The sequence below is a fragment of the Methanobrevibacter sp. TMH8 genome (assembly GCF_020148105.1).
GTDB lineage: Archaea > Methanobacteriota > Methanobacteria > Methanobacteriales > Methanobacteriaceae > Methanobinarius.
On record NZ_JAHLZE010000034.1, the window covers coordinates 26,499 to 46,014 of the forward strand.

Consider the following 19,516-nt stretch of genomic DNA (forward strand, 5'->3'; position numbering starts at 1 on the left):
ATTTTGAATGGTGGTTTTAATGAATAAAAGACTATTTTTATTAATTGGGATATTTGTACTGGTTTTTGCATTTACATTAAATACCAGTTTTGCAGCTAATGAAGAAATTTGGGGAGGTTCTAGTGTAGAGAAGGCGGATAATGTATATGATAAAAAGATTGTTATTATAAAAGAAGTTTCATATAAGGATTATGAAAATTATGTTTATAAAAATTATTATAAAATTAATATAAAGAAATCTTATCAAAATAAATATAAAATAAAATCAGTAAATATTAAATATTCTGATTTTGAGGGCAAATATTATTCTAAAAAATATAATGCTAAAAATAAAAATAGGATAATAATAAAGTCTCTAGATATGGATCCTGTTAAAATTACAATAATTTATTCTACTAAGAGTAAAATTAAAAGTGAAACAACTAAATTTAATGAAGATAGTAATTTTAAAAATACTGCAAAACTTAAAGGTAAAAAGTTTAATGTGAAATTAACACAAAAAGGTTATTCATATTTGATATCTGGAATTAGATGGTCTACAATAACATATCAGAAATTTAAAGTAACATCAAAAAGTAAAAAATATAGAATAAAATCAGTAAGAGCATTTTACGATGATATGGAATCAGGAAAACAAAAATTTAAAACATTTAAAGGTTATGGAAAAAATAGCTTAACAGTAAATTTATATGGAACTTATGAAGGAACTGGTATTTATTATTTCAAAATATATTACTATTAATTTTTTTATTTTTTAGAATAACTTTAAAGTTTTTTAACAAATTTCTATTAAATTTTCCTTTTTTATCTTTTATTTTTTTATTTTAATATTTTATTCATTTTATCTATTTTTTAATAATTAAATCTTTGTCTATGGGTTAAACAATTATTTAAAAGCTAATTAAATTATATTAAATTTTATAAAAAATATTAAAAATTTACAGTAAAATTTATAGCTTTGTAAAATAAAGTATTATTGAAATATATATTTCTATTAAGAATTTATTTTTTTAATTAATAAAAATATTTTTGTTTAAAGAAGTGTATTATTATTTAAGAGTATTTATTTAAAATATTATAAAGAATTATAATTTTTAAATATTCTTTGTTATAATATTAGGTGAATCATGAAATTAACATTCTTAGGAACCGGTGGAGGACGTTTTACTACAATCAGTCAGAAAAGAATGACTGGTGGTTTTAGAATTGATGATTTGGCTGGTAAAAACTTCCATGTTGATCCTGGTCCTGGTGCATTAGTTAGGTCTTTTCAATTTGGTTTGTCTCCTTCTTCATTAGATGGTATTTTTATATCTCATGCTCATACAGACCATTATACTGATGGCGAAGTCCTTATAGAAGCAATGACTCGGGGAATGACCAAAGAAAATGGGCTTATAATGGGTAGCCGTAGTGTCTTTGATGGTTACAAACAATGGGGTCCATCAATTTCTAAATATCATACTGGAAAATCAGAAAAATTAGTTTTAGGTCCTAACAAGTCCAAAATTATTGATAATTTATTGATAAAAGGTACTAAGACTATTCATGGAGATCCTACATGTGTAGGTTTTCAGATGAAATCTGAAGATTTAACTGTTTCATATACTTCAGATACATCATACTTTGAAAAATTATCTAATTACCATAATGGTGCAGATATTTTGATTGCTAGTGTTATTAGGCCGGGTAATCAATCTATAAGGGGTCATATGTCTACAGGAGATTTCAAGGATTTAGTTAATGAAGTGAATCCTAGTTTAGCTATTATGACTCATTTTGGATTTAAAATGTTAAATGAGAATCCAGTTTCTGAAGCACAGTTTATAAAAAAGGAAACTGGTGTTCCAACTATTGCTGCATTTGATGGAATGGAAATTAATATTAATGATAAAAATCCAATTGACTTTAAAATTTCTAAATTAGAAATAGACAACAATCCTAATAGAAACTATAATGATATCTTCACATTATCTAGTAAACGTTTTAATAAAAAATAAATCATGTTTTATTATGAATTTATTTTATTAATTTAGATTTTTTATTTTTTCAATAAGATTTTCCGTTAATTTCTTTTATTTTCATTTATTTCTCTTTATTTATCTTTATTTTAGTTTATTTTAATTTATTCTAATTTTATTTGTTAAATTTATTATTATTTATAAATATATTTGGTTAATATTCTTCTTTTCATTGAATCTTTATATTTAAATAATAACCATCTAAAATTATAAATAATATAAATAACATATAATTAGTCACTTAGTTCTTATTTAAGGAGGAATTAATATGAAAAAATTCACTCAAATGGAGTATAAAGACCCTGATGAAATGTTATTTGGGCATGCTAAATATCCAGTAACCATAAATGAAAATATGCAAATTGGTGGAGGATATGTAATTCCTGAGATAAATGTGGCTCCGGGGGAAGGAACAGAAGAATCTAAAGAGAAAATGATTTCAGAATCTAGAAATATTGCTCATAGTGCTTCTGGTAGGGCAGTTAGTATTGGTTTACCTGCATTTATTCTAGAACAAGAACATATAGCTCAACAAACATATAATCCTGATTGGGCAGGGGAATGTACTCAAGCTCAAGTTGAAATGCTTGAAAAATATTCGGATGAATATGGTGTTAAAACTGCTTTAAGAGCAACACCTGCAGATATTAGGGATGAAGAAAAAGATTCTGGTTTTTGGGACTCTGACCTTTTTAACAAAATACTTGAATCTATGGAAGCTTGTGCAGCTAGTGGTGCAAATATTTTATCTATTGAAACTACTGGTGGTAAGTCTGTATCTGATTATGGTATTTCAAGAGGAGATCCTAAGGCGATTCTTTTTGGTATAGGTGTTCTTGGTAGTAGAGATATGGAATATGTATGGAATAAAATTGTTCCTATATGTAAAAAATACAATGTTATTCCTGGAGGGGATACTGATTGTTCTCAAGCTAATACTGCAATGTTTTTAGCTGGTGGATTAATAGACAAAGATTGTTCTCATACATTAGCTGCACTTGCAAGAGCTATGGCAGGGGCAAGAAGCTTAGTAGCTGTTGAATGTGGAGCAATGGGTCCATTAAAAGATTGTGGATATGAAAATCCTATAGTGAAAGCTATTAGTGGTGTTCCAATTTCTGCTGAAGGTAAAGATGCAGTTTGTGCTCATTCTGACTTGATGGGTAATTTAGCAGCTGCAGTTACTGATATGTGGAGTAATGAATCTGTGTATCATAGGGAAGAAATGGGAGGTACTACTCCTGAAGTTTGGTTACAAGCAACTGGATATGAAGCTGCTTTAATGAATACTGCAATTGAAACTGGTGAAGGAAAAACTTTAAGAGACCTTTATACTCTTGCAGATAAATATAGGGATCCTCAAGCATTGGTTTTAGCTTATGATAATGCATACAGAATTGGAGAAGCTATTGTTGAATATGGAGATGATTACTACCTTAGAGCAAAAGCAGCTGCTATTGAAGCAGGAGCTATTATTAATGAGGCTGTTGATGCTAAAAAAATGCAATTAACAAGATTTGAACGAGATTCATTAGATAGTGCTCTAAAAATATTTGAAAAACTACCTGATGATGCTGATAAGTTTACTAAAGACTGTATTAGAAGATACTCACGGAAAGTAGCTGATTTTGATCCTAAAAACTATGAATTATAGGGAATATAATTAAGGAGGTAATAAAATGAGTTATGAAGAGTTAGAAAATAGAATGAATCAAAGAAATGTTTTTCTAAGATATAATGTAGAGTTAGAAGGTCCTGCTATTAAACCTGAAGAAGATGAGGAAGTTATGGATATTCTTCCTAAAGATGATCCTTTTAAATCAATTGCACTTACTATTCTCCATGAAAATAGAGATGAAGCTATAAATTTAGTTAAAAAATCATTAGATGATGGAATATCTCCAATTGAAATTATTAATAATGGTTTGATGAAAGGAATGGATGCAGTTAGTGTTCTTTACACAAAAGGTATTTATTTCTTACCAGATTTAATGTTAGCTGGGGATGCAATGATGGAAAGTGTAAAAGAATGTGAGGCAGTTTTAGGACATAAAAGTGAAACTAAAGCTAGTGTTGTTTCTTTTGTAGCTGAAGGAGATCCTCATGATATAGGCAAAAACTTAGTTGTAATGTTTTTAAGAGCTGGGGGCTATGAGGCTGTTGATTTAGGAAGAGATGTTCCTGCAATTGATGTTGTAGAAGCTGTAAAAGAATATGATCCTATATTCCTTACTGGAACTGCACTTATGACAACCACTATGACAGCTTTCCCTAAAGTTGTTAAAGCACTTGTAGATGCTAATTTGGAAGTTCCTATTGGTTGTGGTGGTGGAGCAGTAAGAAAAGATTATGTTGAATCTTTCCCAATGAGTGTTTATGGTGTTGAAGCATATCATACTCCAAAGTTAGCTGATGCTATATTAAAGGACAAAAAAGATTGGAAAGATCTTAGAAAAGAATATGCTGATATTGTTGGAGAATTTGTATCTGAGTACTCTTAAATGAGTACCTTTATTTTTTTATAAAAAACAAAGGTTATTTTATCTTTGAATAGCTTAGCTATATCTTAGTTGGCTTATTATATTAATAATACATTTTCTTGATATATTTGGTAATATATCTAGTATTTGGTAATGTATCTAGTAATATATTTAGTAATATATTTTAATATATTTGATAATTATTTGTATATTTGATAATTAGTTTACTATATTTAGAATTATTAATTTGTAAATATGTAATTATTCTAAATATTCAAATTTGCATATTTATATAATAAACATTTGTGTGTTTAAAATGAATGAAAATTATGCAATTGCTATAGACATTGGTACAAGTGGAATTAGGGCTCAAGCTCTAAATATTGATTCTTTAGAAGTTATTTCTACAACTATAACACTTAGACATCCATTACCTGGTGCTAATGTTGTTGATCATCTCCATTTTGCATTAAAAGTAGGGGGAGAAGTTGCTCACGATATTCTTATTGAAGCTATAAATAAAGTAATAGCTGGTTTAGATATAGATCTTGAAAGAGTTAAAAGAGTAGCTGTATGTGGTAACCCTATCCAACTTTCTTTATTCCATAATATTGAAATTAAAGATTTAGCTTATTGGGGTGAAAATGCTGCTAAAAGACTAAAGATAGAAATCCCTTCAAGAAATGCAACCATAACAAATACTAAAGAAATTGGACTTGAAATTTCTGAAGATGCAGATATTTTTATTCCTCCAGCTATACGTCATGAAATTGGAGCTGATGCACTTGCAATGTTATATAAAACAGGTGTTTTAGAAAAAGAAGGAATTTATTTAGTTTCAGATTTTGGAACCAATGCTGAAATGGCTTTAGTCATTGATGGGGAAGTTTTTGCGTGTTCTGCAGCTGCAGGCCCTGCTATTGAAGGGCAAATGATAAACAAAGGAAGACTTGCTTCACCAGGAGCTATTTGCGATTTAGAAGATATGGGTTATGAATGGAAGGCAATTGTCTTAAATGATGATCTTATAACTACAGAAGGAGATACTGTAAATCCTTCTAATGGTAAAATTATATCTAAAAGTGAAAATGTAAAAGCTAAGGGAATTACTGGTACTGGTGTTATAGCTGCTTTTAGCCTTGGTCTTAATGATGAATTAATTGTTAATTCTAAAATAAAAACTAAAGATCATAAAATTCATCTTCAAGATGATGTTTATCTTACTGAAGATGATATTGTTAATATTGGAAAAGCTTTAGGAGCATTTAGAGCAGCTCATTTAACATTAGCTGAAAAAGCAGATATTCTTTTAGATGATATTGATGCAGTTTATATGGCTGGAGCTTCAGGATTTTATGTTGATCCTATTAAATCCTTAAATATTGGACAAATTCCTCCTTCTTCTAGAGAGATTTTTCAAGTAGGAAATACATCTCTTGACATGGCTAAAGATATAGCTTTAGACCCAAATCTTTTAAATGAACTTCAAACAATAGCTGATAAAATGCGTAGTAATCATATAATGCTAGCTACATCTGAAACATTTGAAAAAATTTATTCTTTAGAACTTTCAGTTTATGAAGAAGGAATGCCATTTTGGTTATATAATCAATGGCTTGAAAAATATGGTTTTCAAACAATCCCTTCAAAAGAAAATGATCCAAAAATTCATCGTATATTTGAAAGAGATATACCTGAACTAGGTACAAACGGCTTATCTATAGTTGAAATAGGATTAACATTAGAAGCTCAATTTGAAGGATGCACTAAATGTTTAAATTGCATTAAGAATTGTCCTGAAAATGCACTTTCTATTGATGAAAATGGAAAAATTTTCCTTAGAACAGATAAATGTGCTGGTTTAGGATGTCAAAAATGTGTAATTGGTTGTCCTGAAAAAGTTTTTGATTATGGTAAATTTCTAAACTTATCTAAATCTAAATGAAAAATTTAATAATGTATAATTTAGTAATATATACTAATTTTTATATTATGATAAAATTTTAATATGATTATAGACTAATATTTAAAATAATAAATAATATTATATTTGATATTTAATAAAATAAGGAAGGTAATTTTGTGAATCTAAAAGAAAATCTTTTATCAGTACTTTCAGGGGAAAAAGTAGACTTTACACCAGTTGTTAGTGTAACACAATTGGCAATCACTGAAGCAATGGATAAAACTGGGGCAAGTTGGCCTGAAGCTCATAGTGATCCAGAAAAAATGGCAAAGTTAGGAAGCTCTTTATATGAACTTGCAGGTCTTGAATGTGCAAGAATCCCATTTTGTCTAACTATTGAAGCAGAAGCAATGGGTGCTCAAGTAGATCTTGGTGGTAGAGATAAACCTCCTCAAGTTTCAAGCTCTCCATTTTCTAGTGCAGATGATATTGATATTCCAGATGATTTTCTAGATAGTGGCCGCATTCCAACTGTTTTAAAAGCAGTTGAGATATTAAAAGAAAATTATGATGATCTTCCAATTATTGTTGGAATTACAGGTCCTTTTACTTTAACTGGACATTTAATTGGTGTTGAAAACATGGTTAGGTTATTAAAAACCGACCCTGATGAAATTGAAGATGCTGTTGAAAATTCTCTTGATGCTTGTATGGATTATGTAGAAGCCCTTAGTGAAGTTGAACCTGATGTTATTTGCGTTGCTGAACCAACTGCATCTCCTGAGTTAATAGATCCTTTACAATTTAAATCTATTGCTAAACCAAAGTTAGAAGATCTTGCAGGATTTATTAATGAAAAAAAAGTTCTTCATATCTGTGGATCAACTCAAAATATAATTCATGATATGGCTAGTATTGGCTATGATGGAATAAGTGTTGAAGAAAAAGTAGATATTGTTAAAGCAAAAGAAGAAATTGAAAGAAGCTCTTCACAAAGTGTAGGTGGGAAATGTTTACCTACAACTGGATCTTGCTCTTCTGTAATTCTTGGAAATATTTCTACTAGTCAAACTCTCTTTACTGGTTCTGTTGAAGATGTTAAAGATGAAGTTAAAAAAGCTTTAGATGATGGTATAGATATTTTAGCACCAAGTTGTGGTTTAGCTCCATTATCTCCAATTGCGAATATTAAAGCAATGGTAGAAGCTAGAAATGAATATTATGATATTTAATGAAAATTAGATAGAATTTTATTTGTTTTTATTTTTTTATTATTATTATTATTATTCTTATTATTCTTATTGTTGTTCTTGTTTTATTGAAATATTATTCTCTATTGATTTTCAGTTTTATCTTTTAAAGAGAAACTTACAATTATGGTTGCAATTTTAGGATCTTCTGGAATTCCATACTTTCTTTTAAGATATATATCACTTTCAGTTGAAGGGCTAGATGAAATAACTTCTGAAACTATATCTAGATGATTTAATTCAGGAAATTCAACTGGAGGTAATATAAAGTATTGTTTTTTAGGTTTAAAATCTTTATTTCCTATATCTTCTTTAAATAATACAAAATCATCACTTAAAAAATAAGCTTTTTCATCATTTTCATATTTTTCTTTTTCTTCTTTTGAAAATATATCATGTCCTAGTATTTTTCCATCTTCAGTTACAAGAAACAAAGTTGGACTAGAAGGAATTCTAAAATGGCTATTTTTAAATAGAACTATTGAATGATCTTTTCTAAAACATTCTTTTAACCCTTCATTAATAACAGGTATTATATCATTGTCTCTATTAGATTCAATATCAATCATAGCTGTTATATCTTCATTAGAAAGTTTTTCTATTTTTAAAATTCCTCCTATTTCTTCTAAAGCTTTATTTACTTTCTCTAATGCCATTTTTATACCTTGTATCTTCAATATATCTTTTAAATTTAATATATTTTCTAGAATTAATTAAATTTATATCTATATTAATTTATTTTAATTAAAATCTTTATTTTATTTATTCATTTATCTAAATTAGAAGGATGAATAAACCCTGACCTTAACATATGATCAGCTAAGACAATTGCCATTGCAGATTCACTAACAACAGTTACTCTTGGACAGATACAAGGATCATGTCTTCCTTTAATTTCAATTTTCGCTTGTTCATTTTTGGACAAATCAACTGTGTTTTGCATCATGGATATTGAAGGAGTTGGTTTAACAGCTATCCTTGTAACGATTGGCATTCCATTACTAATTCCTCCTAAAATTCCTCCAGAAGTGTTAGTAGTTGTTCCAATAGTTGTTTTTTCTGTTTTTTCATTAAGATTATTAGGGTCTTTTATATAAAATTCATCATTGATTTGAGATGCGGTAGATGTAGCTACATCAAAACCAAGTCCAATTTCTACTCCTTTAACAGAACCAATTTCCATCAGTGCTTTAGCTAACTCTCCATCAAGTTTTCCAAAGATGGGTTCTCCAAGACCAACTGGAACTCCAATAGCTATTGTTTCAACGATTCCTCCAATAGAGTCTCCTTTGTTTTTATATTTTAATATCAACTCTTCCATCTCTTTAGCTGCATTGGGATCAGCACAATGAACTGGATTTTGAGAAGCCATCTCTTCAATTAAATTTATATTAACATTTTTAGCTTCAATATCTCCAACACGCACAACATGTGACATAATTTTAATTCCAAATTGTGATAAGAGTTTTTTAGCTATTGCTCCACCGATTACATGGCCAATAGTAACTCTTCCACTACCACGACCTCCTCCATTGTAGTCATAGTTTCCATATTTTTGAATCCAACTAAAATCCCCATGACCTGGTCTAGGGGTATTTTTAAGATAGCTATAATCTTTGGAACGTTGATCTTCATTAAATACAATTCCTGTAATTGGAGTTCCATCAGTTTTTCCTTCAAAAACTCCAGATAATAGCTGTACTTTGTCTCCTTCTTTCCTAGGACTTGTTATTGAACTAGTCCCTGGTTTTCTTCTATTAAGCTCTTTTTGAATATCTTCTTCATTAAGCTCAAGATTAGCTGGACATCCATCAATAACAGCTCCAATAGCTTTTCCATGACTTGCACCAAAGCTAGTTATTGAAAATATCTTTCCGGTTGTATTAGTCATAAAATTCCCTTTTAAAAAATATTAATAATTTAAATAATTATTATGTATTAAATTAATTGATTAATTTTTAATTAGTTATTAATTAGTTATTAATTATTTATCTAATTAATGTATTTAATTGATATTTAATTTGTATTTTATTATATTTCTTTTTTTAGTTGATTTAATATAATTAATTTTTTAATTAATTTTTGAAAGATATGTTAAATATATAATTTAAATTTTTTAATAATTTATAAACTTTTTAAGAATTTAAATCTTAGATAAATATAAAAATAAATAAAAGAAAAATTAAGTTAAAAACTGATTTAGAAATTGATAATATTTTTTAAAACATTTTAATGAAACTGTAAGAAAAACAAAAATTATATAGGCAGAAAATCCAGAAATAACTATGAATATATCTATTTAATATAGGATACTTAATATAGGATACTTATTATAAAAGGTGATAAATTGACATTAAATTTTTATGGTGGAGTAAATGAAATCGGTGGAAATAAGATTCTTATAGACAATTTAAATAATAATGAATCTTCTAATAATTCATCTATTCTACAAGATGATATTTCTTCCTTGTTTTTAGACTTTGGTATGAGTTTTTCACAAGCAGGAAATTATTTTTCTGAATTTCTCCAACCTCGTAAACTTAATGGAATAATGGACTTTGTTGAGCTTGGTTTACTTCCTAAAATTAAAGGGATTTATAGAGAAGACTATTTAAAACACTGTGGAATTAATAGCTATGAACAACCTAGTGTTGATGGAGTTCTTTTATCTCATGCTCACATGGATCACTGTGCATATATTCATCACCTTAGAGAAGATATTCCTATTTTCATGAGAAAAGAATCTGAAATTATATTACAGGTTTTAGAAGAAACTGGAAAGGGTTCATTTACAGAAATAATGAATCTTAAAAAGAGTTTTCATTATGTTCCTAAAAAACGAGGAGAAGGCTATAAAAAACTTACGGGAAAAGAATGTAAAGTTGAAAGAAATATTGTAACTGTAGATCCTTATTCTCCATTTGAAATCAATGGATTTAAAGTTACTTCAATTCCAGTTGATCATTCTCTTCCGGGATCTTCTGCTTATTTTTTGGAAAATAATAATGAAGCTATTATTTATACTGGAGATATTCGTTTTCATGGTAGAAATAAGAATTATAGTGATAAATTTGTAGAAGAAGCTCAGAAATTTAATCCTACTATAATGCTTTGTGAAGGAACTAGAATCAATGAAACAAGTAAAGGAACTGAAGAAGATATTGAAACTAAAGCTACTAATTTAATCAAAGACCATAAAGGATTAGCTATTGTTAATTATCCGATTAGAGATTTAGATAGATTAATCACATTTTACAATGTTGCAAAAAATACTGATAGAATTTTAGCTATTAATTCTAAACAAGCGTATATGTTAGTTTTACTTGAAAATGATGAAGGAATAGAAAAAGACAAGTATCCTAATTTAAAAGATCCAAATATAACTGTTTATTTTCCTCGTAAAAAACAAGGGTTGATTTCTGGTGAACATTATGTTTGTTTTGATGGAGATTGGAAAATTTTAGATTCTAATGATGAAGAAGTAATAAAAGAATATGATATATGGGAAAGGGAATTTTTAGAAGATGATAATAATGTTATCAATTACAAAGATCTTATTGAAGAACCTTCTAAGTATATATTTAGATGTGATTTCTTTGAACTTAAAGAATTAATCGATATAAAACCTGAAAATGGATTATATATTCATTCAATGACAGAACCATTTAATGAAGAAATGGAAATTGATTTTAGAAAAGTTAAAAATTGGTTAGATCATTTTAATCTTCTTCCATATCATCCTCTCCATGTATCTGGTCATGCAAGTGGAAATGAAATATTGGAAATGATTAGAAACATAAATCCTGAAAAAGTATATCCTATTCATACTGAACATACTGAAGCCTTCGATGTTTTACTTGATGAGGGGATTGATATTATTCATCCAGAAATCTCATTAAAGTCTAAATTTTAATGATATTTTTAATTCAGCTATTATATGCGATTATATGTGATTATATGATTAATATTGGAAATAATCTAAATTTTATTTATGAAAAACTCCTTGAAACTTATTCTTATCAAGGTTGGTGGCCTTTTTTGGATCATGAAGGAGTAAATCCTACAAAAAGTGGATCTGTAAATGGTTATCATCCTGAGGACTATGATTTTCCCAAAAACATTCATCAAAAATTTGAGGTTATTTTTGGTTCTATTCTTACTCAAAATACTGCTTGGCCTTCAGTAGAACAAGCATTAAATAATTTAAATAATTTAATTGAATTTACTCCAGAATCTCTTTTAAATTTTGCAAATAATAATGAAAATGAATTTAAAGATGCTATTAGATGTGCAGGATTTGTAAATCAAAAAGCTAATTATCTTAAAAATATTTCTGAATTTTATATAAGTATTGGAAATGAAGTGCCTTCAAGAAAAACTCTTTTAAATGTTAAAGGAATAGGCAATGAAACTGCAGATTCTATTCTTCTTTTTGCTCATAAAGAAAAGCAATTCAAAGTTGATGCTTATACTAAAAGAATTTTTACTTATCTTGGATATATTACTGAGAAGGATAGCTATATGTCGGTAAAGAATTTATTTGAAGCTAATTTTAAAGGTAATGTAAATATGTTTCAAGAATATCATGCATTGATTGTTGAACATGCTAAAAGATATTATTCAAAAAAACCTTTTGGAGTAAATGATAAAATACTTATTGAATTTAAGATATAATTTACACTATATATTTACCTCATATTAATTTACTCCATATATTTACTCCACATATTTGCTCTATAATAATAAAATATTAATAAGTAAAAATAACTAAAATTCATTAAAATAATAATATTAAATTATATATTTATAATTATATTAAACAGATATCAGTTTATTAAATAGATATTATTTTATTAAACAGAAATCGATTTATTAAATAAATTATTAAATAAATATTAATTTATATAAAAATATTAATTTATTAAACAGAAATTATTTTATTAAATAAATATTAACTTATATAAAATTATATAAAAATTATTTAAAAATATTAATTTATTGATTAAATGCCTTTATATTTTATAAACACATTAAAGATTTAATTAAGGTGAAGAAATGAATTTTCCAATTACTAGAATGAGACGTCTTCGAAGATCTCCAGAAATTAGAGATATTTTTAGAGAAACAAAATTGAATAAAGAAGATTTGATATATCCTATCTTTGTTAAAGAAGGGCTTGAAGATGGAAAAAAAGAAGAAATACTATCTATGCCTGGAGAATATAGATATTCTATTGATGATGCTGTTAAATATGGAAAAAAACTAGAAGAAAAAGGTTTAAAATCTATTATAATTTTTGGAATTCCATTAGAGGCTACTAAAGATGAAATTGGTTCTCCTGCTTTTGCAAAGGATGGAATAGTTCAAAGAACAATTAAACGATTTAAAAAAGAAACTAATTTAGTAGTCATAACCGATGTTTGTTTGTGTCAATATACTTCTCATGGGCATTGTGGAATTTTTCATGATGGAAACGATGATGTGAAAACTGATGAATCTGAGAATGATTTAAATATTACTATGGATCCAATACTTCCTAAAAAAAATAGATACAAAATTTTAAATGACGAAACCCTTAAATATTTAGCTAGAGTAGCTTTATCTCATGCAAGAGCAGGTGCGGATATTGTAGCTCCTTCAGATATGATGGATGGTAGAGTCGGTGCTATTAGAGAAATTTTAGAAAAATATGGTTTTGGAAATACACTAGTTATGTCTTATTCAGCCAAATATGCTTCTTCATTTTATACTCCTTTTAGAGATGCTGTATCATCAGCTCCATCTATGGGTGATAGAAAAACTTATCAAATGGATCCAGCTAATGCTCGTGAAGCTATTAGAGAATCTGATCTTGATGTAATAGAAGGTTCTGATATATTAATGGTTAAACCTGCACTTGCTTATTTAGATATCATTAAATCTTTAAAAGATAACTTTGATCTTCCAATAGCTGCTTATAATGTAAGTGGAGAGTATTCTATGATTAAAGCTGGAATAGATGCAGGTTATCTAACAGAAGATGCTATTCTTGAAAGTGTACTTTCTATTAAAAGAGCTGGAGCTGATTTAATTTTAACTCATTTTGCTCCTTATCTTTTAGATATACTTTAAATTCATAACTTTCTTTTTATTATATAAAGAAATTGTTATGGGGAATTTTTAAAATGAATTCTGATAAAATGAATCCTTATTTAATAGCTAAAATAGCTCAAATATCATCTGCCCTTGAAGTAAGTGGTTATCCAAAACCTGGAAATGTTCACAGAACTCGTGATTTTCATGATATGGTCTTTGAAGATTTTATTATTAGTGGAATTGTAATTGGAGATACAATAAGAGAAGCTGCTACACATGCATCTGAAATTAACAATTCAATATCTTTTAAAGAAGCAAATTTAGGTAAATTTATTCTACAATCAGTTAAAGAAACTGATAAATGGGTAGCTAACAATACTAACTTGGGAATTATAATGTTACTTACTCCAATAGCTATGTCTGCAGCTATTAGCTCTAATATTAATGAATTGAGGGAAAATATTCATAAAATTATTCTTAATTCTTCTGTAATTGATACTGTAGCTTTTTATGAAGCTATTGCTCTAGCTGATGCTGGTGGAATGGGTGATCAAGAAGAATTTAGTGTAACAAACGAAGAAGCTACTAAAGAACTTATTGAAAATAATTTGAGTATATTTGATGTTTTGAATATCTCTTCTTCTTGGGATAGTTTAGCTATGGAATTGACTACTAAATTGCCAACTACATTTGATATTGGATACCCAATATTTTCAAAGATAAAAAATGAATATTCAATTAATTTAGCTACTGTTATCACATTTCTAACAATTTTATCACAAATTCCAGATACACTTATATCAAGAAAATATGGAGATGAAAAAGCAAAAGAAGTATCTATTTTAGCTATGGAAGTTTTAAATTCTCTAGATCTTGATAATGATATTGATAAATTTAATAAAAAATTATCTGAATTTGATGATTATTTATTTGAAAATAAATTAAACCCTGGAACTACTGCTGATTTAACTGCTTCTTCTATAATGGTTAGCTATTTAGTTGATTATTTATAGTATTTGATTTTTTCTTATTTCTTTTTCTTATTTCTATTTTGAATTATTATATATTTTAAAAATATTAATACTAATAATATTTATATTATAAAAACATATTAATTAATGTTATTTAACTAATATTTATTAATAAAATTAATAAAAAATCTTAAAATTTTATAAAAATAATATATAAAAATAATAAAATAACAAAAATATTATAATTATTATATTAACACATTCATATATCATATTTCTATATCATTTGATTATTTTCGGTGTTTAAATGAGTGAAAACATTATCAAAGTCATTAATGAGCTACATATTTATGAAAAAAAGCTATTAAAATCTCTTGAGGAAAATGAAAATTATACTCCTGAAAATATAGCTAGAAATAATTCCATGGATATTAAATCAGTTATGAGTGCAGCAGGATCACTTGCTTCTAAAGATATTATTGAAGTAGATAAAACTGTAACTGAATCCATTAAATTAACCGATGTTGGTAAAAAATATGCTGAAATTGGGCTTCCTGAAAGAAGAGTTTTAAATGTTCTTAGTCAAGAAAAAGAAATAGCTATGAAAGATTTAGCTAAATCTACTGGGATTGAAAATCATGAAATTAAAATTGTTATTGGTTGGTTAGTTCGTAAAAAATGGGGAAAAATTGATAAAGGAACTATTAAAATCACTGATTTTGGAGAGGATTTTAAGGATAAAAAAGGCAATGATGAGATTTTGTTGGAAAAACTATTAAATAATGAAAATAATCAAAATAATGAAAATTTTCTAATTTTAGTAACTGATCTTGATGAAGATTTAATTTCTGGATTAAAACAGTTAAATGAAAGAAAAAATCTTATTGAAACCGATAAAAAAACAACTCATAGCTTTAAAATTCTTGATAAAGGAGAAAAAATATTGAAAAAAGGATTTTCTATTCAAGAAGAAGCTACTCAACTTACATCAGAACAACTTAAAACAGGAGAATGGAAAAACTTAAAATATCGTCCTTATGATATTAATGCTGAATATCCAGAGATTTTTCCAGGAAAAGGGCATCCTCTTAGAAGAATCATTGAAGAAATAAGGGAAATATTTCTCAATCTTGGATTTTCAGAAAGCAATGGTTCTATTTTAGAGTCTGCATTTTGGAATTTTGATTCACTTTTCCAACCACAAGATCATGCAGCTCGTGAAATGCAAGATACTTTCTATGTTAAAAATCCTCAGGATTGTCATCTTCCTGATCAAGAGTTAGTTGATAGTGTAGCTAAAACTCATGAAACTGGAGGAAATACTGGATCAGAAGGCTGGAATTATAAATGGTCTAAAGAAGTTGCAAAACAAGCAGTTCTTCGAACTCACACTACTGGAATTTCTACAAGATGTTTGGAAGAAAATGAACCTCCTATAAAGATGTTTTCTGTTGGAAGAGTATTTAGAAGAGAAACAATAACTTACAAACATCTTCCTGAGTTTCATCAAGTAGAAGGTATTGTTGCAGCTAAGGATATTAGCTATCAAAATCTTCTTGGAACTTTAAAAGAATTTTATAAAAAACTTGGTTTTGAGGTTCGATTTAGACCAGCTTATTTCCCATATACATATCTATCAACTGAATGTGAAGTTTATCTTGAAGAAAAAGAGAGTTGGATAGAACTGGGAGGTTCTGGAATGTTTAGACCAGAAGTTTTAAAACCTTTGGGAATTGATGTTCCAGTACTTGCTTTTGGTCTTGGAATTGAAAGACTAGCTATGATTCGTTATGATATTAGTGATATTAGAATGCTTTATAAAAGTGATATCAAATGGCTAAGAGAACTTCCAATTGAGAACGGGATAAAATTAGATTAAACTTAATATTTAATTAAAATTTTAATCAAATATTAAAAATATTATTTTTTCATGATATTTTTCATGATTTAATTTTTTATATTTTTTATAATATTTTATAATATTTTATAATTTTTTATAATTTTTAAAATAATAAAATTAAGTAAATTTTATTCTATTAATAAATAATATTCTCCATCTATTTTATTAATAGGTTTTATTACTCCTTTGTTTTCAAGGGATAGTATTATATGGTACATTCTAAAATTACTCAGTTTTAAATCTCCATACAAAAGATTTCCTTCAAGAAGATATTTGGGGACTGTTTTATCTTCATCTACTAAATTTTCTATAATTTCAAGAGATTTTTTTTCTTTAACATCTAAATCAGCCATTATAACTTCTTGTCTTGAATCAACAGCTGTAATATCCTTTTCAAAATCAGCTAATTTTACTTTTTTATTAGAATATGTTATAAGATTTTTACTAGCTAATTCTTTTAAAATCTCTTTTAACTCATGTTCGTAGATTCCGAGTTCTATCTTAATTATGTTTTCAGGGATACCTTCTTCATATTCTAAGTTGAATATCTTAATTTGATTAAATACGATTTCTTCTTTTTTAGTAATTGTTATCATATAATTTTCCTAAATATTTAGTTTTCATTTGATTTCAATTCATATATTATTTATTATTTAATTTATTATATCTTATTTATTAATTGAGAATCATTAATAATATATTTAATAAAATCGATTAAGTATTCTCTTATTAATTGTATTTTATTCTTTTTTTGGAATGAGCAAACCTGCCGCTACTAATCTACAAATATCAGTTTTAGTAATAACTCCTACAGGTTTTCTGGCATCTAAAGCTAGAAGTCCAGAGATATCTGCCCTTAACATTAAATTAGCTGCATTTTTTATTTCTTCTTGGGCATTAACCGTTACAATGTTAGTTGTCATAATATCAGATATCATTGTTTTATTGTTTTCTTTATCAAAATCACTTAACTGATTCAAAACACCAATAAGGTCACTATAAGAAACTACGCCTTTAGGAGTTCCTTCTCGATCTAAGACAAAGAGTCTCCTGACTCCATTTTTATACATTTTTTCAAATGCTTCTATGGGAGTTGTATTTTCAGATATAGATATAACTTGTTGATTCATAACATCTTTGATTTTCATATTTCCACCTTATTTCTATTATTTATCTAGAATTCATGTCTAGTTTTTATTTGTGAATTAATTAAATTATTCTTTCCGAGATTTTATTTAACTATTCCTATTATGTTTATTTTTGAATAGAACTTTTTTGTATTATGCTCATTTTATTTGGTTATATTATAATATCTAATATATTATTTAATCTTTATAATATATCTAATTTTTTATTTTTTTATTTTTAGTTTTTATTTTAATAATTAGAACTAAATTATAATAATTATAATCTATAATTTAATCTATCATTAAAATCTATAATAATGATATTATTATTAATAATAATATTGATTATAATAATACTTAATTGATTAATAATTGATATATCAATTACATAAATATACTAACTTAATCTTATTATTTCTTAACCATTTCACAATTTTAATCAATAATTCGTTTTGTCTATTATTATAAGAATTGTTTTAATAAAAACATATTAATTTTGTGAATTTGTAAAAAATAAATTGGCTATTTTTAGATATTTTTTTCTATAAATTATTTTTTTTAATTTGATTTTACTAAAACTTCTAATTTATCTTCAATTATTTATTTTTTTCTGTATTACTTTTTTATTCGTATTCATAAGAAAAATTCAACGATTTGTATTTTTATTATATTTAATAACTAAAATAAAAATCTTAGGATAATATTTATATATTATTAAGTACTACTATAATATATTGTACTAAATCGAAATATTTCTTAAAAATCAATTTTTATAAATAGAATTTTTAATTAAATTAGTGACTAGTAGCTTACTAAATCTTACATTGATAAATTTCAGATATCTTGGCTTATGAATTATTGCTTTATAAAGATATATAATGAAATTTTAGTACATTGATATCAATTTAAAGGGTGTTTTAGTTGATATTTGCTTTGATTAATACTAGTCTATGTTTGTAGTTATTTTAAAGAATGGATATTATACAAATACTTAATATGTATTTATATTAAATGATTTTAGAGTTTAGATAATAAATCTTATTATTTAACTATGCTCTAATTTATATTATTAAATAAAATTAAATATTAACTACATGTTTTTTCTAGAGAATATTGTAAAATATCTATAAAAATTATCTATGAAATATAAAAAATATTAAGGTGTAATGTTATAATTTACATATAATGTAAATATAAAAAATAATTTAGGAAGGTTTTGAAATGATGAGAATAAGTATGTCTCTACCAAAAAAATTGCTCGCTGATTTTGATGATGTTTTAAAAGACAGAGGGTACCAATCTCGTTCTAAAGGTATTAGAGACGCTTTAAAAGATTATATTGTCCGTTATCAATGGATGAATGAGATGGAAGGTCAAAGAATTGGTGTTATAACTGTAATCTATGACCATTATTATACTGGGGTCATGGAAAATTTAGCTGAAATCCAGCATGATTATAGGGATGAAATTAATACCAGTATGCACATCCATATGACTTCTAAATATTGTATGGAAGTTATTGTTGTAAATGGAGATGTCAATAGTATAAGAGAATTAACTGAAAAAATGATGAGACTTAAAGGTGTCGATCACGTAAAACTCACCAGTACAGCTAATGGTGAAGCTTTCGACCCAGATTAAGTAAATCATTATCAAATTTTAACTAATTAATATTTTATATTTTTATTAGTTGGAGTTTGATTTTTTCTATTTTTTATATTTTTCATTTTTTATATTATTCATTATTATTTTATGCTAGTTTATTTTGTTATTTAATTCAATTTAA

16 protein-coding genes are annotated in these 19,516 nt (G+C 26.4%); 12 read left to right on the forward strand and 4 right to left on the reverse strand.

What is annotated here, in order from left to right; translation table 11 throughout:
* Nucleotides 1-19 precede the first annotated feature (19 nt).
* The 6 genes from KQY27_RS06890 to mtaA all read left to right on the forward strand — a co-directional run bounded on the left by KQY27_RS06890 (nucleotide 20) and on the right by mtaA (nucleotide 7,639).
* Nucleotides 20-742: a hypothetical protein gene (locus KQY27_RS06890; protein WP_224425837.1), complete on the forward strand. Its 723-nt coding sequence runs from the start codon at nucleotides 20-22 to the stop codon at nucleotides 740-742.
* 385 nt (nucleotides 743-1,127) lie between these two features.
* Complete coding sequence (locus KQY27_RS06895; RefSeq protein WP_224425838.1) at nucleotides 1,128-2,000, forward strand: MBL fold metallo-hydrolase; 873 nt, start codon at nucleotides 1,128-1,130, stop codon at nucleotides 1,998-2,000.
* Nucleotides 2,001-2,289: 289 nt separating this feature from the next.
* Nucleotides 2,290-3,675 carry a methanol--corrinoid protein co-methyltransferase MtaB gene (mtaB, locus tag KQY27_RS06900; RefSeq protein ID WP_224425839.1) on the forward strand — a complete coding sequence of 462 codons (1,386 nt, stop codon included), beginning with the start codon at nucleotides 2,290-2,292 and terminating at the stop codon, nucleotides 3,673-3,675.
* A 25-nt stretch (nucleotides 3,676-3,700) separates the two neighbouring features.
* Complete coding sequence (gene mtaC, locus KQY27_RS06905) at nucleotides 3,701-4,522, forward strand: methanol--corrinoid protein MtaC (protein ID WP_224425840.1); 822 nt, start codon at nucleotides 3,701-3,703, stop codon at nucleotides 4,520-4,522.
* Between the two features lie 295 nt (nucleotides 4,523-4,817).
* Nucleotides 4,818-6,446, forward strand: a complete 1,629-nt coding sequence (locus KQY27_RS06910; RefSeq protein ID WP_224425841.1) for a methylamine methyltransferase corrinoid protein reductive activase — start codon at nucleotides 4,818-4,820, stop codon at nucleotides 6,444-6,446.
* Nucleotides 6,447-6,583: 137 nt separating this feature from the next.
* Nucleotides 6,584-7,639 carry a methylcobamide:CoM methyltransferase MtaA gene (gene mtaA, locus KQY27_RS06915; protein ID WP_224425842.1) on the forward strand — a complete coding sequence of 352 codons (1,056 nt, stop codon included), beginning with the start codon at nucleotides 6,584-6,586 and terminating at the stop codon, nucleotides 7,637-7,639.
* 101 nt (nucleotides 7,640-7,740) lie between these two features.
* Here the strand turns inward: mtaA and KQY27_RS06920 are convergent, their stop codons facing one another.
* Nucleotides 7,741-8,313: a hypothetical protein gene (locus KQY27_RS06920; protein ID WP_224425843.1), complete on the reverse strand. Its 573-nt coding sequence runs from the start codon at nucleotides 8,311-8,313 to the stop codon at nucleotides 7,741-7,743.
* A gap of 110 nt (nucleotides 8,314-8,423) precedes the next feature.
* Entirely contained in the window at nucleotides 8,424-9,548 is a 1,125-nt protein-coding gene (gene aroC / locus KQY27_RS06925) for a chorismate synthase (protein ID WP_224425844.1), read from the reverse strand.
* Between the two features lie 456 nt (nucleotides 9,549-10,004).
* On the opposite strand from aroC, the gene KQY27_RS06930 reads away from it, so the two are divergent.
* From KQY27_RS06930 to KQY27_RS06950, 5 genes are all read left to right on the forward strand, one after another.
* Nucleotides 10,005-11,570, forward strand: a complete 1,566-nt coding sequence (locus tag KQY27_RS06930; protein WP_224425845.1) for an MBL fold metallo-hydrolase — start codon at nucleotides 10,005-10,007, stop codon at nucleotides 11,568-11,570.
* A gap of 44 nt (nucleotides 11,571-11,614) precedes the next feature.
* Nucleotides 11,615-12,331 (forward strand): endonuclease III domain-containing protein, encoded by a 717-nt coding sequence (locus tag KQY27_RS06935; RefSeq protein WP_224425846.1) that lies wholly within the window; start codon nucleotides 11,615-11,617, stop codon nucleotides 12,329-12,331.
* Nucleotides 12,332-12,712: 381 nt separating this feature from the next.
* Nucleotides 12,713-13,768: a porphobilinogen synthase gene (gene hemB, locus KQY27_RS06940; protein ID WP_224425847.1), complete on the forward strand. Its 1,056-nt coding sequence runs from the start codon at nucleotides 12,713-12,715 to the stop codon at nucleotides 13,766-13,768.
* 68 nt (nucleotides 13,769-13,836) lie between these two features.
* On the forward strand, nucleotides 13,837-14,745 hold the full coding sequence (locus KQY27_RS06945; protein ID WP_224425939.1) for a triphosphoribosyl-dephospho-CoA synthase: 909 nt from the start codon (nucleotides 13,837-13,839) through the stop codon (nucleotides 14,743-14,745).
* 265 nt (nucleotides 14,746-15,010) lie between these two features.
* Nucleotides 15,011-16,582, forward strand: coding sequence for a phenylalanine--tRNA ligase subunit alpha (locus KQY27_RS06950; protein WP_224425848.1), 1,572 nt, complete (start codon nucleotides 15,011-15,013; stop codon nucleotides 16,580-16,582).
* 149 nt (nucleotides 16,583-16,731) lie between these two features.
* Here the strand turns inward: KQY27_RS06950 and KQY27_RS06955 are convergent, their stop codons facing one another.
* Together KQY27_RS06955 and KQY27_RS06960 are read right to left on the reverse strand one after the other, a co-directional pair.
* Nucleotides 16,732-17,199: a hypothetical protein gene (locus KQY27_RS06955; RefSeq protein WP_224425849.1), complete on the reverse strand. Its 468-nt coding sequence runs from the start codon at nucleotides 17,197-17,199 to the stop codon at nucleotides 16,732-16,734.
* 144 nt (nucleotides 17,200-17,343) lie between these two features.
* The gene (locus tag KQY27_RS06960) at nucleotides 17,344-17,751 is read right to left on the reverse strand and encodes a CBS domain-containing protein (RefSeq protein WP_224425850.1); all 408 of its coding nucleotides are present in this window, start codon (nucleotides 17,749-17,751) and stop codon (nucleotides 17,344-17,346) included.
* 1,200 nt (nucleotides 17,752-18,951) lie between these two features.
* Here KQY27_RS06960 and nikR point away from each other — a divergent pair.
* Entirely contained in the window at nucleotides 18,952-19,371 is a 420-nt protein-coding gene (nikR, locus tag KQY27_RS06965; RefSeq protein ID WP_224425851.1) for a nickel-responsive transcriptional regulator NikR, read from the forward strand.
* The last annotated feature ends 145 nt before the right edge of the window (nucleotides 19,372-19,516 follow it).